Annotated in this window: 13 protein-coding genes and 1 other annotated feature; all 13 genes read left to right on the top strand. The window is 27.9% G+C overall.

Annotated features, from left to right (window positions below; all coding sequences use genetic code 11):
• The first annotated feature begins 77 nt into the window (after positions 1-77).
• Positions 78-1076 (top strand): LacI family DNA-binding transcriptional regulator, encoded by a 999-nt coding sequence (locus ACTNAO_RS01330; protein WP_441025523.1) that lies wholly within the window; start codon positions 78-80, stop codon positions 1074-1076.
• Between the two features lie 137 nt (positions 1077-1213).
• On the top strand, positions 1214-1939 hold the full coding sequence (locus ACTNAO_RS01325; protein ID WP_441025526.1) for an ABC transporter ATP-binding protein: 726 nt from the start codon (positions 1214-1216) through the stop codon (positions 1937-1939).
• A complete protein-coding gene (locus tag ACTNAO_RS01320; protein WP_441025529.1) occupies positions 1932-3566 on the top strand; it encodes a putative ABC transporter permease subunit in 1635 nt (544 codons plus the stop codon). Before ACTNAO_RS01325 ends, ACTNAO_RS01320 begins: the two co-directional genes overlap by 8 nt.
• 18 nt (positions 3567-3584) lie before the next feature.
• Entirely contained in the window at positions 3585-4841 is a 1257-nt protein-coding gene (locus ACTNAO_RS01315) for an aminopeptidase P family protein (RefSeq protein ID WP_441025531.1), read from the top strand.
• Positions 4842-4856: 15 nt separating this feature from the next.
• A complete protein-coding gene (locus ACTNAO_RS01310; protein WP_441025533.1) occupies positions 4857-5204 on the top strand; it encodes a phasin family protein in 348 nt (115 codons plus the stop codon).
• A 109-nt stretch (positions 5205-5313) separates the two neighbouring features.
• Positions 5314-6918 carry an ABC1 kinase family protein gene (locus tag ACTNAO_RS01305; protein WP_441025536.1) on the top strand — a complete coding sequence of 535 codons (1605 nt, stop codon included), beginning with the start codon at positions 5314-5316 and terminating at the stop codon, positions 6916-6918.
• A gap of 36 nt (positions 6919-6954) precedes the next feature.
• Positions 6955-7201 (top strand) — a binding site (T-box leader).
• 51 nt (positions 7202-7252) lie between these two features.
• Entirely contained in the window at positions 7253-9187 is a 1935-nt protein-coding gene (metG, locus tag ACTNAO_RS01300; protein WP_441025539.1) for a methionine--tRNA ligase, read from the top strand.
• A 372-nt stretch (positions 9188-9559) separates the two neighbouring features.
• Positions 9560-10024: a DUF2383 domain-containing protein gene (locus tag ACTNAO_RS01295; RefSeq protein ID WP_441025542.1), complete on the top strand. Its 465-nt coding sequence runs from the start codon at positions 9560-9562 to the stop codon at positions 10022-10024.
• Positions 10025-10191: 167 nt separating this feature from the next.
• Positions 10192-11490, top strand: coding sequence for a histidine--tRNA ligase (hisS, locus tag ACTNAO_RS01290; protein WP_441025545.1), 1299 nt, complete (start codon positions 10192-10194; stop codon positions 11488-11490).
• A 22-nt stretch (positions 11491-11512) separates the two neighbouring features.
• On the top strand, positions 11513-12298 hold the full coding sequence (locus ACTNAO_RS01285) for a TatD family hydrolase (protein WP_441025548.1): 786 nt from the start codon (positions 11513-11515) through the stop codon (positions 12296-12298).
• Between the two features lie 185 nt (positions 12299-12483).
• Complete coding sequence (locus ACTNAO_RS01280; RefSeq protein ID WP_441025551.1) at positions 12484-13533, top strand: ubiquitin-like domain-containing protein; 1050 nt, start codon at positions 12484-12486, stop codon at positions 13531-13533.
• Between the two features lie 186 nt (positions 13534-13719).
• Positions 13720-14268, top strand: a complete 549-nt coding sequence (rnmV, locus tag ACTNAO_RS01275) for a ribonuclease M5 (protein WP_441025554.1) — start codon at positions 13720-13722, stop codon at positions 14266-14268.
• Positions 14269-14271: 3 nt separating this feature from the next.
• Positions 14272-15114 carry a 16S rRNA (adenine(1518)-N(6)/adenine(1519)-N(6))-dimethyltransferase RsmA gene (gene rsmA, locus ACTNAO_RS01270; RefSeq protein WP_441025557.1) on the top strand — a complete coding sequence of 281 codons (843 nt, stop codon included), beginning with the start codon at positions 14272-14274 and terminating at the stop codon, positions 15112-15114.
• Positions 15115-15181 lie beyond the last annotated feature (67 nt).

Raw genomic sequence — 15181 nt, 5'->3', positions numbered from 1 at the left:
GTAAATACTTGTTTTTAAGTTTACATATAGGTATAATTAAATTAAATAATGAAAATGAAAATGGAGTGATAGTGTATATGGCAACTTCTATTAAAGATGTAGCAAAGGAAGCAGGAGTATCAATCGCTACTGTTTCAAGAGTGCTAAACGACATTGATGTTGTAAACGAGGACACAAAGAAAAAGGTTCTAGATGCCATTAAGGAATTGGGATATAGACCTAATATAATAGCTAGAAGTTTAAAAACACAAAGAACAAAAACAATTGGTATATTAATTCCAGATATATCAAGTCAATTTTATCCTGACATAGTTAGAGGTGCAGAAGATGTATCAAATATCTATGATTATAACGTTATTTTATGTAATTCTGATTTTGATATAGACAAGGAAAAGGAATATCTAAGAGTTCTTAAGGAAAAAATGGTTGATGGCGTAATATATATGAGTAGTTCATTAAACGATGAAATATTAAATTTGATTAATGAATTAGACTTAAAAACTATCTTAGTTGAAACAAAGGACCAGGAAGGATTATTCCCTAGTGTAACAATAGATAATATCAAGGCTTGTTATGATGGAACTAAATATTTAATAGATAAAGGAATTAAGAATTTTGCATTTATTGGTGTAAATGGTTCAACTATGAATGCATGGGGTGAAAGATACATAGGTTTTGAAAAAGCATTAAAAGAAGCAGGATTAAACATAGATGAAGATTTGATTCATTTTGATAGTTTGAGAGTTAAGTCTGGATGTGAAGGCGCTGAAAAATTTGTTAAGAGCGGTAAAAAGTTTGAAGCTATAATATGTGCTTCTGATGAAATTGCTATGGGAGCAATTAATACATTGAGGGAACAAGGAATAAAAGTACCAAGGGATGTTAGTGTTATTGGATTTAATAACAACTATGCAGCATCTATTTTCTACCCTAAGATAACAACAATATCTCAGCCAAGTTATGATATGGGATCAGTTGCTATGAGAATGCTTATTAAATTACTTGGTAATAAGCAATTAGATGAAAAACACTTTGTATTATCACATGAATTAATAAAGAGAGAAAGTACAAAATAATATAAAAAAGCATGAATCTATTTAGGTTTATGCTTTTTTATATTAAAATAACCTTAAGAATTAATATAAAAAAAGGAAAAAAATTAAAAGTAAAGAATAATTAAGTTATTACTATATTTTGAAGGTGAGGGATTTGTGTGATAAACATAGAAAATGTTACAAAAACGTATAATGGAACTTATTCAGCAGTAAATAATTTAAATCTTCAAATAAAAGATGGAGAGATATTTGGATTATTAGGACCAAATGGTGCTGGAAAAACTACTACAATAAAAATGATAACTGGTATAATAGCACCTACTGTTGGGAATATAACAATTAATGGATTAGATATAAATAAGGATTCTTTAAAGGCTAAAGAACAATTTGGGTATGTACCAGATAGTCCTGATATGTTTTTGAGGCTTACAGGAATTGAATATTTGAATTTTATGTCAGATGTATATGGTGTAAAAAAAGATATAAGAGAAGATAGAATTAAGGAACTTGCAAAGAGATTTGAAATGGAAAATGCTCTTGGTGATAAAATACAAAGTTATTCTCACGGTATGAGGCAAAAGATAATAATAATGGGGGTGCTTGTTCATAATCCTAAGGTATGGATTCTAGATGAACCATTAACAGGTCTTGATCCTAAGTCAGCATTTATATTAAAGGAAATGATGAGAGAACATGCAGATGCATCTAATACTGTATTATTTTCTACTCATGTGTTAGAAGTTGCTGAAAAGGTATGTGATAGAGTAGCAATTATAAATAAAGGGCATGTTATTTTTGTAGGAACACTAGAAGAAATGAGAAATAAATTTAAGTCTAGTGAATCACTAGAAGAAATGTTTTTGGAGATTACAGAAAATGAATAGATTAGTTTTATTATCAAAATATTTTATAAAAAATTCACTAGAAAGTATGTTTAAAGGTGATAAGTATAATGCATTAAAAACAACAATTTTTATGCTTGTTTTTATAATTTTAATGTCATCTCCCTTTGCGCTTATGGTTAGTGCCCTATATGAACCATTAAAGGGAGTAGGTCAAGAAGGTATACTTTTATCAATGATATATTTAGCTGGAACAGCTATAATGTTATTTTTTGGGATATTTACAATTCTAAATATATTTTATTTTTCAGAGGATATTCAAGATTTTTTACCATTACCATTTAAAAGTGGTGAAATAGTAATTGGTAAATTTATAGCTGCATTTACAGATATGGTGATATATTCAACATTATTAATTATTCCATTAATTACTTTTGGAATATGTAGTGGTAGTGGAATATTATATTATGTGTATGTAGTAATATCTATTTTGTTAGTGACTGTAGTTCCACTTATACTTGCTTCTATAATATGTCTTTTAATTATGAGGGTAGTTCCTTTAACTAAACATAAAGATGCAGTAAAGCTTGTTACAGGTTGCTTATCACTTGTGCTTGTTGTAGGATTGAATGTTTTCTTACAAGGAAATGCCAACGATGAAAGTTCTCATACAGATTATATGGTACAGCTTATGTCTAAAGGCGATAATAGTATAATGCAAAGTATAAATGGATTTTTTATAGTGAATAAATTATGTGCTAATTCACTTTTAAATTCTAATAATTTACAAGGTTTATTAAATATTATTTTGGCAATACTAATAAGTATATTGTTGGTTGTAATTTATTATGTGTTAGGAAATAAATTATATTTAAAAAGTGTAATTGGCATGTCCGAAACATATAGTAAAAGAAAAAATGTTTTTAATGAAGGCTCTAAAGGTAATTTAATAGCAAATTCACCAAGAAAAGCATTAGTAAAAAAGGACTTAAAAATTATTTTTAGAACACCACAATTTTTTATTAATTGTGTAGCAATGCTTATATATATGCCTGCAATTTTTATAGTGGTTTTTGTTTCAAATGGTTCTATAAGTAAGTTGTCAGAATTTATTTCTGCTAGTAGTGAAAGATATAGGTTTGTTATTGCTATAGTGTTTTTAGCAACAAGCTTATTTATTTGTAGTGCTGGTACATCCTATTCATCTATATCAAGAGAAGGTAAAGATTTTAAGGTATCTAAATATATTCCAATAGGTTATAAAATTCAAGTTCAGTCAAAACTTATAACATCACTACTTATTAATTCTTTAGGATTAATTATTATTATAGGATTACTTGTTTGGTTAAAAATAAATATTTTGTTATTTATCTTAAGTGCAATTATTTCTGCATCAACAATTATACTTGTTTCTTTATTTGGTATGTATACTGATTTTAAGTCACCTAATCTAGATTGGGAAGATGAAAAACAAATATTTAAGGGTAATTATGTACCAGCAGTTATCGCAATTCTTTTAATGGTAATTGGAGGTATTTATATAGTTATGAGTTTGTTTATTAAAAATTATTTCTTGATATTTTTAATTATTTTTGCTGTAAATATAATAGCTAGCAATATTTTTTACAAAAAAATTAATAAACTAGCTGAAAATATATATTCAAACTAAAAGGAAGATGGTTTTAAAATGAATAAAATTGTTTTTAGTAAAAATAGAAAAAGGTTAATGGAAAAGCTTCCTAACAATTCTCTTGTGGTTTTATTTGCAGGAAAGGCTCCTAAAAAATCAGCAGATGAAAATTATCAATTTACACCTAACAGAAATTTTTATTATTTTACTGGAATAGACGAAGAAGAGCATATTATTTTAATTTCAAAAATAAATAATGATGTAAAAGAAATATTATTTTTAAAGGAAATTGATGAAGAAAGGGAAAGATGGGTAGGGAAAACCTTAAGAGATTATGAAGCTAAGGAAATTTCCAATGTATCAGATATAAGATATATGAATGAATTTAAAAATGAGATTAATAAATTATTTGTAAATAGTGAAAATTTAATTTTATATCTTGATTTAGAAAATGATGATTATGATGGTTTATGCACAAGTGTTCAAAGTTTTGCACAGGAAATTAATAAAAAGTATCCAAATGTGTGGATAAAAAATTTAAGACCTACTATAAAAGATCTCAGATTAGTAAAAAGTGATGAAGAAATAGAGGAAATAAAAAAGGCAATTGAAATAACAATTGAAGGTGTAGAAAGTATTATGAAAAATGTTAAACCTAACATGAAAGAATACCAAGCAGAATCTTATTTTGAATTTGCATGCAGAAATAGAGGTATAAAAGATTATGCATTTAAAACAATAGCTGCATCAGGTAAAAATGCAACTATTCTTCATTATGTTGATAATAATAGTACTATAAAAGATGGTGATTTAGTTCTTTTTGATTTAGGGGCACAAAATAATTATTACAATGCGGATATAACAAGAACATTTCCGGCAAATGGTAAGTTTACAGAAAGACAAAAAGAAGTTTATAATGCTGTTTTAAGAGTAAATGAAAAAGTTATAAAAGAAATTAAGCCTGGAGTTAAATATAAGGAATTAAATTTAAAAGCAAAAGACTGGATTGCAGAAGAATGTATAAAACTTGGTCTTATAAAAGATAAAAAAGATGTATCTAAATATTATTGGCATAGTATTGGTCATAGTTTAGGTCTTGATACTCATGATATTGATTCAGAAAATAGAGATACAATATTTAAAGAAGGAATGGTATGGACTGTAGAACCTGGTATATATATTGAAGAAGAATCTATTGGAATAAGAATTGAAGATGATGTACTTGTAACTTCAAATGGTGCAGACATTTTAACTAAAAATATGATAAAATGTATACAAGACATAGAAAATTTTATGAACAATAAAGAGAATTAATAGGAGATGGTTAATATGAAAAAAGAAGCAGGTAATATTCTTTTAGCTGGAGTAGGAGCTGCAGCTCTAACAATTGAAAAGGCTTCAGATATTATAACTGGATGGGTAAAAAAAGGAAAACTTACAGTGGAAGACGGAAAAGAATTAACAGAAGAATTAAAGAGAAATATTACAAACAAAGGTACTGAAGTTAAAGAAACTGTAGATAGCTTAATGCCTATAACAAAAGATGGTTTAAGAGAAATGTTGCAGGAAATGAATTTTGCTACTAGATCTGATGTTTTAGAATTAAAAAGAAAAGTAGAAATTTTAGAAAATAGACTAAATGAAGTGTCAAAACAAGACGAAAAAGAAGAAGAGTAAATATACATAGAAAAGCAGCAAAATAATTATTGTTTTGCTGCTGAATTTTTCATATACTATAAGGTGTTTTATTGTAAATTTCGATTGGCATACAAGGAGTAGAATTTTTATGGGTAAATCTAGAGATAGATTCAAAGAAATAGTAAAAGTTTTTGCATATTATGGATTTGGATATATGGTAGAAAACAAAAAAAAGCATAATCAAAAATCACCTGAAAATCTTAGAAAAGCACTAGAAGAACTAGGTTCAACTTTCATAAAAATAGGCCAGATATTAAGTACAAGAACAGATATTTTACCTGAAGAATACATAAAACAACTTTCTAAATTACAGGACTCGGCTCCTAAGGAAAGTATGGAAAATTTACGCAAGGTTTTTGAGGAAACTACCTCTAAAAATATGGATGAATGTTTCAAATATTTAAGTGAAAAACCTTTAGCATGCGCATCTGTTGCTCAAGTACATGAAGCTGTTTTATATGATGGAAGACAAGTAGTAGTTAAGTTTCAAAGACCTGAAATAGATGAAAAAATGAAAATGGATATTTCTATTTTAAAAAGAATAATTAAATTTACCAATACAAGAATAAATATAGGAATAGTAGATCCGTTAGAAGTTTTAGATGAAATAGAAAAGACTACAGTAAAAGAATTAGATTTTATTAATGAAGGAAGAAATATTCTTAAATTCAGTGAAAATAATAAAGAAGTAAATTCAATATGTGCGCCTAAAATAATAACAGAAATTTGGAGCAAAAAAATATTAATATTAGAAAAAATAGATGGTTTTAAGATTACTGACTTGAAAAAGCTTAAAAACGAAGGATATGAGCCTAAAGATGTAGCTAATAAGCTTGCATTGTCATATTGTAAACAGGTTTTTGAAGATGGCTTTTTTCATGGGGATCCTCATCCTGGAAATTTGTTTATATACAATAATAGAATATGCTTCCTTGATTTTGGAATAATGGGTGAATTAGATGAATCACTTAAACAGTGGCTTAATTCTTCAGTTATTGCTATAGCTACAAGAGATAAAAACAAGCTTGTAGATTGTATACTTGCTATTGGGATAAAAAAAGGAAGAGTTGATAGAGGCGATTTATATGAAGATGTTTCATATTTAGTTGATAATTATCTTACTACAAGCTTGAAAAACATAAAAATTGCAATTATGCTTCAAGAGATATTTACAATTACAAAGAAAAATAATATACAATTGCCAACAGAGCTTACAATACTTATAAGAGGATTAATTATATTAGAGGGTGTAGTTGCAGAGATAGATCCTGATTTTGAAATAATAAACGCTGTTATATCCTTTGCAAAATTAAAAGGAAAGTTTGGCTTATTAAAAGAAATAGATAAAGAAGAATTAGTAATGAGTATTTATGAATTTACAAGAGATTCTTTAAGAATTCCAACTAAAACATTAGAGGTTTTGAATAAGATGTCAAATGGAAAGGGGACTATTAATTTTAAGATTCTGAGACTTGACGATATTATAGATCAAGCAGATAAAATGGTAAATAGAATAACAGGTGGAGTTATTGTAGCATCTATAGTAATAGGATCATCACTTATGATAAATAGTAGAGTTGGTCCTACATACAGGGGGCTTTCTATAATAGGACTTATAGGGTATATAGTTTCAGCTTTACTTGGAATAATAATTTTAATAGCTATGATGAAGAAAAATAGCAAGAAAAAGTAGATATTTGACATTATAAATTAATTGATTTATTATAAAATAAATGCAGTGATGAGAAGAGTAATAAAATTGAAGCTTTTAGAGAGCTGATTGTTGGTGAAAGTCAGTAGCATAAATTTTATGAATATGGCCTCGTGAGCAGAATCTTTGAGCTTTTTAGTAAGGAGATTACGGTTACAACCGTTATATTGTAGGGTGATAGATTTTTTGAAGAAGTCACTTAATGAGTCTTTTATTGTGAAATAAAAGAAAAGTAGAGTGGTAACGCGTTAATTACGCCTCTATGTAAGATAAAAATTCTTATATAGAGGTTTTTTTATATAATGGAGGTAAAAAAATGAGTAAAGATACTTTTTATATTACAACACCAATATATTATCCATCAGCAAATCTTCATATTGGTAACACTTATACAACAGTAGCAGCAGATGCTATAGCTAGATTTAAGAGATTAAGTGGTTATGATGTTATGTTCTTAACTGGAAGTGATGAACATGGACAAAAAATACAAAGAATAGCTGAAAAAAAGGGAATAAAACCAATAGAACATGTTGATGAAATTGTTGCAGGTATAAAAGAACTTTGGAAAATGCTTAATATAAGCTATGATAAATTTATTAGAACTACAGATGATTATCATGTTAAAGCAGTTCAAAAAATATTTAAGAAACTTTATGATCAAGGAGATATATATAAGAGTTCTTACGAAGGAATGTATTGCACACCTTGTGAATCATTTTGGACAGAAACTCAGTTGGTAGATGGAAAGTGTCCTGACTGTGGCAGACCAGTAGAAAAATCAAAAGAAGAAGCATATTTCTTTAAAATGAGTAAATATGCAGATAGATTAATAAAATATATAGAAGATCATCCTGATTTTATACAACCAGAATCAAGAAAGAATGAAATGCTTAATAATTTCTTAAAGCCAGGACTTCAAGATCTTTGTGTTTCAAGAACAAGTTTTGATTGGGGTATTCCAGTAACTTTTGATGAAAAGCATGTAGTATATGTTTGGATAGATGCATTGTCTAACTATATAACAGCTCTTGGATATGGTAGCGATAACACAGAAAAACTAGAAAAATATTGGCCTGCTGATGTTCATTTAGTAGGAAAGGATATTATAAGATTCCATACAATTTATTGGCCAATAATGTTAATGGCTTTAGGATTACCACTTCCTAAAAAAGTATTTGGACATGGATGGCTTCTTGCTGGAGATGGCGGTAAAATGTCAAAATCAAAGGGAAATGTTGTAGATCCAGTAGTTCTTGTAAATATATTTGGCACAGATGCTGTAAGATATTATTTACTTAGGGAAATACCATTTGGATCAGATGGAATATTTAACAATGAAGTATTTATCAAAAAAATAAATTCTGATCTTTGTAATGACCTTGGAAATTTAGTTTCAAGAACAGTTGCAATGATTGAAAAATATTTTGATGGTAATATGCCAAAACAAGGAGAACTTGAAGATATAGATAAGGAACTTATTGATTTAGCATTAAGTACTCCAAAGAAGGTAGAAGGATGTATTAATGATTTAAGAATTCCTGAAGCTTTAGAAAATGTATTTAATTTAGTTGGCAGAGCTAATAAATATATTGATGAAACAACACCTTGGATATTAGCAAAAGATGATAGTAAAAAGGAAAGATTAGGAACAGTTTTATATAATCTTGCTGAAAGTTTAAGATTTGTAGAAGTTATTTTGTCAGCATTCTTGCCAGAAACAGCTTCTAAAATAAAAGAACAATTAAATATAACAAATGACTCTTGGGATTCATTAAAAGAATTTAATGGAACAATTTTAGATGCAAAAGTTAAAAAGGGTGAAAATTTATTCCCAAGAATAGATGTAGAAGAAAAATTAAAAGAATTAGAGAAAATAGCAGAAGCTAAAAAGGCTGAAAATAGAAAACCTATAAAGCCTATAAAAGATGAAATAACAATTGATGATTTTGAAAAAATAGACTTAAGAGTAGTAAAGGTTAAAGATTGTGAACCTGTAAAAGGAGCAAAAAAATTACTAAAATTAAAGATAGATTTAGGTGGAGAGGAGCGTCAAGTTGTTTCTGGTATATCTAAATATTATAAACCAGAAGATTTAATAGGTAAAAATGTTGTTCTTGTAGCAAACTTAAAGCCTGTTAAATTAAGAGGTGAATTATCACAGGGTATGATACTTGCAGCAGCAACTGATGATGATAGTGTATTAAAGGTTGTAGATCCAGGAGATTTAGAATCAGGAAGTATTGTAAGATAAAAATTAAAATAGCCTATTGCATTAAAATTTTAATGTAATAGGCTATTTTTATAAATAAAAAAACCAAGGCATTCCAATAGGGGGGAGAAATGCCTTGATAACCATACTAAATAGGATGGTTATAAGGGGTAAATAATGCTTTAACTACTTTACATTTATTATAATATATTAGTTTTGTGACAATAATGTGACAAAAATCGCATATGAAATAAAAAAACAAAAAAATATTGATTGTTTAAAGAAAAACAGTGTAATTATATTACAAAATATACATTATTAGTTAATAAATAAGAGTAAAATAATTATTATTTAAATTATATTAAATGAATAATGAATATAATTCAGGGAAAAATATAATTTGAGGTGATTTTTATGGACAATAATGAGAAATATTCACAAGATAATAATAATAAAGATATTATTAATGAAATGAATAAATTTTTAAAGGGCATTTATATGGGAATAATATCTTTTAAGGATTACTACGAAAAGGCTCACGCAATGCCTATAAAAAAGGATATAGAAAGTATAATAAATTCCTTTAAAGGTCATGAAGAAGCTATTATTAGAAAAATTCAACAACTTGGGGGTGAACCTACAGATTCAATTGGTTTGACAGGACTTATGGGTGAAGTTTTTCAGAAAATTAAACTTATTCCAGCTGATGAAGACAAAGAAATAGTACAGCAAGCTGTAAAGGCTATGGAAATGGGCATGAAAAATGCTAATAAGTTTTTAAAAGAACATGATTATTTTGAAAATGATTTAAAGGATACCATAAGTGGAGTAATTAAAGATTATGATAATAATTTGAGAAAACTTAAAGAGTGGTTATAAAATTATTTAATATATGGATTATGGAATTCGTTTTTTATGAATACCATTTTCCATTTTTCATTGTATGTTTGATTAATTTATTACAAAAATGTATACTAATCTTAGTATATAGAAATATTCAATAATATAAGTATATTTGTCTTATTGTTTTGTTAAGGAGTGGAATAATGAAAAATAATAAAAAAATTACACCAAGCATTTTGCCAGGATTTATGGAATTACTTCCTGAAAAGCAAGTTATATTTGATGATATGGTAAAAAAAATAACAAAGGTATATAGAGACAATGGTTTTTTACCAATAGATACACCAGTAATTGAAAAAGCATCAGTGCTTCTTGCAAAATCTGCAGGAGAAACAGAAAAACAAGTATATCAATTTACAAAGGGAAGTAAAGAACTTGCTTTAAGATTTGATTTGACAGTTCCATTTGCAAGATATGTTGCTCAACATTATAATGATTTAATTTTTCCATTTAAAAGATATCAAATAGGAAAGGTATATAGAGGCGAAAGGAATCAAAGAGGAAGGTATAGAGAATTCTATCAATGTGATGTTGATATTGTAGGAAATGGAAAGCTTGATGAAAAAAATGATGCTTTAGTAGTAAGTACAGTATATAAAGCACTAAAAGCTATAGGAATAAATGACTTTAAGATTCAAATAAGTAACAGAAAGATTTTAAAAGGTGTTATAAAGGAATTACAAATTGAAAACGAAATGGAAGTTATGATTCTTATTGATAAATATGACAAAATAGGTAAAGAAACCTTTGAATCAGAATTAAAAGAACTTGTAGGTGAAGAAAAAAGCAAAACTATAGTGGATGTTATGGCAATATCAGGTGACAATTCTACTATAATTAAGAATTTAAGATCTATTGACATAAAAAATGATTTGTTTGAATTAGGAGTAGATGAACTTGAAAAGGTAGTAAATTGCTTAAAATTATTTGGTGTAAATGAGGACAACCTAAAAATAGATTTAAAAATAATAAGGGGCTTAGACTATTATACAGGCACAGTTTTTGAAACTTTATTAGTAGGAAATGAAGGATATGGCTCAATATCTTCAGGAGGTAGATATGATAATTTAGCTCAAAATTATACTGATAATTTACTTCCTGGGGTTGGAATGTCTATTGGTTTAACAAGATTATTTTTTGTCCTAAGTGAAATTGGATTTGTGGATAATTATGCACTTAATAATTCAGTAGATTATTTAATTTTACCTATGGGAGAAAACTTTGAGTATTGTACAAAAGTTTGCAATATACTTCAAGAAAAAGGATATAGTGCAGAAATTTATTTAGAGGAAGATAAGTTTAAGAAAAAGATGTCATATGCTAATAAATTAGGTATTAACAAGGTAGTAATTATAGGTGAAGATGAAGTATCAAATGAACAAGTTACAATTAAAGACATGGTGCTTGGTAAGCAAGAAACAATCAAAATAAATGAACTTTAAGAATATTTTAGGAGTTTTTGATATGAATAAATATGCAATATTTGATAGCCATGCTCATTATGATGATGAGAAATTTGATCAAAATAGAAATGAACTTTTAAAAGAATTGCAGGAAAATGGTGTTATTGGTGCTGTTAACTGTTCTTCATCCTATGAAAGTGTAGGTAAAACATGTGAACTTGTAAATAAATGGGATTTTATTTATGGAGCTGTAGGAATTCATCCTGAAAATGCAAATGAATTTAGCGATAAATGCATCAAGGAATTTGAAGATATTATAAAAAACAACAAAAAGATTGTTGCTATAGGTGAGATTGGACTTGATTATTATTGGGAGGAAAATCCGTCTAGAGAAATTCAAAAAGATGTTTTTAGAAAACAAATGCAGCTAGCTAAGAAGTTAAAGCTACCTGTAATAATTCATGATAGAGATGCGCATAAAGATACATTAGAAATTATGAAGGAATTTGAAGGCGTAATAGGAACTGTTCATTGCTTTTCTGGTAGTGTAGAATTTGCTAAGGAATGCTTGAAACTTGGATACTATATAGGAGTTACTGGGGTAGTAACTTTTAAAAATTCAAAAAAGCTAAGAGAAGTTGTGAAAAATGTTCCGCTTGATAGGCTTCTTGTAGAAACGGATTGCCCTTATATGGCTCCAGAACCTAATAGAGGTAAGACTAATAGATCAGATTATATTGAATTTGTATTAGATAAAATAGCAGAAATTAAAAATGTGGATGGCAGAGATTTAAATAAACAAGTTAATGAAAATTTATTTAGATTAATGAGTAAAATTTCACACTAAAATATAGAGAGTTGACTTCTTTGGAAAAATATGGTAAAACATATATATAAAGAGTTTCATGAAGAATAGGCTGAAAGCCTTGAAAATACTAACTTTTTAAAACTTTCAAAATGTCAAATTTGACAGAATGCATAAAATAGATATATAATTCTCATGAGCTCTTACCAAAGGAGGTTTATTATTTTATGAAAAAAGGAAATCTTAAGAATTACTTTGTGAAAAGTTTTTCTAAGGATCCCAAAGCAAAGATAATATTAGGCATAATTGTAATAGCTTGTATTGTAACGGGAACAATAGTTGCAATGAGAAAAAGTATAAAGATTAACATAGACGGAGAAGAACAAACTTACATTACTTATAAGAGTACAGTTGATGATCTGCTTAAGGAAGAGGGAATTGAGATATCTGAAAAGGACAAGATAGAACCTGCACTAGGTACTAAGATAAAAAGTAATCAAGAAGTAAATATAAAAAGAGCCGTGCCAGTAAACCTTACAGTTTCGGGTAAAGAAGTAAGTTTAGACACAGCAGAAGATACAGTAGAAGATATGTTAGTTGCTGAGGAAGAATATTTAAAAAGCAATGGTATAGAATTCAAAAATGAAGATATAGTTTCACCAGAAAAAGAAACTAAATTGGATTCTGGAATGGATATAAAAATAACAAAGGTTGATGTGGAAGAAGTAGTGGAAACACAAGTAATGCCTTATAGTTCTTCAGAGGTAGTTGATTATGACAAAGATATATCCTTTAAGGAAGTTACAACACCTGGCATAAATGGTGAGAAAGAAGTAACATATAAAGTTGTTAAACATGATGGCGAAATAATATCAAAGGATGAAATAAGCCAAAGACCTACAAAGCCTACTCAAGATGAAGTTGTAACAAAAGGTGGTAGTCAGTTTATTGCAAGTAGAGGCGGCGAAATAAAAGTAAAGAAAAAACTTTCAATGCAAGCAACTGCATATTCAGGGCATAATACTACTGCAACAGGTAGAAAACCTGTAAAGGCTTCAGATGGTGTAATTGGTACAATTGCAGTCGATCCTAGAGTAATACCACTTGGAAGTTTAGTATATGTAAGTGGTTATGGAAAAGCTATAGCAGCTGATACTGGCGGAGCAATAAAAGGCAACATAATAGATGTGTATCTTAACTCATCGTCAGAATGTAGCAGTTGGGGTAGAAAGTACGATATAGAAGTTGGAATAATAGCATATCCAGGTGAATGGTAAAATATAAAAATTATTAGAATGTAAATTTATGAATAACGTGAAATTTTCCTTGAGAAAAAAGATTACGTTTACATACTTTTGCATTCTTTTTTCTTTAAGGAAAGTGTACATTTTGATTTTCATTATAAATATGATAAATTATAATAAGAAGTATTTGCAAAAATGATTTTGAAAGGAAGTATTATTTTGATAAAAGAAGTTATTGTTGTAGAGGGAAGGGACGATATTGCTGCGGTAAAGAAAGCTGTTGATGCGGAAATGATTGCAGTAGGTGGATTTGGAATAAATGCTAAAGTAATAGCTAGAATAAAAGAAGCACAAAAAAGAAAAGGAGTTATTGTATTTACTGATCCTGACTTTGCAGGTGAAAAAATAAGAAGTATTATTTCTAAGAGAGTAAAAGGTGTAAGACATGCATATATATCACAAGAAGATGGTTTTAAAGACGGAGATATTGGAGTTGAGAACGCAACACCAGAAGTAATAATTAAGGCATTAGAAAATGCAAAGGTAACATTAGAAGATAAAGTTGAATTTTATAATATGCAAGATATGTATCATTTTAAGTTAGCAGGAAATCCAGATTCTAAAAAGCGAAGAATTATTTTAGGAAAAGAACTTGGAATAGGATATGGAAATGCAGCTCAAATTGTTACAAGATTAAATAATTATGGTATATCTAAAGAAGAATTTATAAAAGCTATAGATGTTATACAAAAAGAATTAGGAGAATAATGAATGGATATAAAAAATTATAGTACTCAAGAAATTGTTAAAAAGTATAATTTTAAATTTTCAAAGAGCCTTGGACAAAATTTCCTTCACGATGAAAGTATTTTAGATAGTATTGTAGAAGGTGCAGATGTATGTAAGGATGACTTAGTTATAGAAATAGGGCCTGGTGTAGGTTCTCTTACAGCAAAGCTTCTTCAAAAAGCAGCTGAAGTAGTATCTATAGAACTTGATAATGATTTAATACCTATTTTGGAAAATGAACTTTCTCAAGAAGAGAATTTTACACTTATACATGATGATGCATTAAAGGTGGATTTTAAAGAAATTATAAAGGATCATAAAAGTGTAAAACTTGTGGCTAATTTGCCTTACTATGTAACTACACCTATCATAGTAAAATTATTAAAAGAACAATATAATTTTAAGTCCTTAACAATAATGATACAAAAGGAAGTAGCTGAAAGAATCGATGCAGAACCTAATTGTAAAGAATATGGTTCTCTTTCATTACTTGTTCAATACTATTGTAATACTAAGATTATAAAAAGAGTATCTCCAGGTGCATTTATTCCACAACCTAAGGTAGATTCTATAGTAATAAGGTTAGATAGATTAGAAAAACCTAGAGTAGATGTTACAGATGAAGATTTGATGTTTAAAATAATTAGAAATGCATTTAATATGAGAAGAAAAACTTTATTAAATGGAGTTAAATTCTTAAATATGAAAAAAGAAGATATATTAAAGGCATTTGAAAATGCATCAATTGATCCTAAAAGGCGTGGTGAAACATTAAGCCTTGAAGAGTTTAGAAATTTAACTGAAGAAATAATTAAGCTTAGATAAAATAATTGCTTTTGGAATAATGTAAGAATCTAATCATATACTGTATTAAAAAAGTATGTGTGGAGGT

This window comes from Clostridium sp. HCP1S3_C6 (assembly GCF_052066735.1).
Taxonomy (GTDB): Bacteria; Bacillota; Clostridia; order Clostridiales; family Clostridiaceae; genus Clostridium.
The sequence above is the reverse complement of the archived record's forward strand: the minus strand, read 5'-3'. Positions and strand labels throughout refer to the sequence as shown.

What these genes read in the sequence shown, in the direction of transcription:
- ACTNAO_RS01295 (WP_441025542.1), top strand. Translation starts at nt 9,560, where the DNA reads ATGGACAATAATGAGAAATATTCACAAGATAATAATAATAAAGATATT.
- rsmA (WP_441025557.1), top strand. Translation starts at nt 14,272, where the DNA reads ATGGATATAAAAAATTATAGTACTCAAGAAATTGTTAAAAAGTATAAT.
- ACTNAO_RS01285 (WP_441025548.1), top strand. Translation starts at nt 11,513, where the DNA reads ATGAATAAATATGCAATATTTGATAGCCATGCTCATTATGATGATGAG.
- ACTNAO_RS01315 (WP_441025531.1), top strand. Translation starts at nt 3,585, where the DNA reads ATGAATAAAATTGTTTTTAGTAAAAATAGAAAAAGGTTAATGGAAAAG.
- ACTNAO_RS01320 (WP_441025529.1), top strand. Translation starts at nt 1,932, where the DNA reads ATGAATAGATTAGTTTTATTATCAAAATATTTTATAAAAAATTCACTA.
- metG (WP_441025539.1), top strand. Translation starts at nt 7,253, where the DNA reads ATGAGTAAAGATACTTTTTATATTACAACACCAATATATTATCCATCA.
- ACTNAO_RS01310 (WP_441025533.1), top strand. Translation starts at nt 4,857, where the DNA reads ATGAAAAAAGAAGCAGGTAATATTCTTTTAGCTGGAGTAGGAGCTGCA.
- ACTNAO_RS01280 (WP_441025551.1), top strand. Translation starts at nt 12,484, where the DNA reads ATGAAAAAAGGAAATCTTAAGAATTACTTTGTGAAAAGTTTTTCTAAG.
- ACTNAO_RS01305 (WP_441025536.1), top strand. Translation starts at nt 5,314, where the DNA reads ATGGGTAAATCTAGAGATAGATTCAAAGAAATAGTAAAAGTTTTTGCA.
- hisS (WP_441025545.1), top strand. Translation starts at nt 10,192, where the DNA reads ATGAAAAATAATAAAAAAATTACACCAAGCATTTTGCCAGGATTTATG.
- ACTNAO_RS01330 (WP_441025523.1), top strand. Translation starts at nt 78, where the DNA reads ATGGCAACTTCTATTAAAGATGTAGCAAAGGAAGCAGGAGTATCAATC.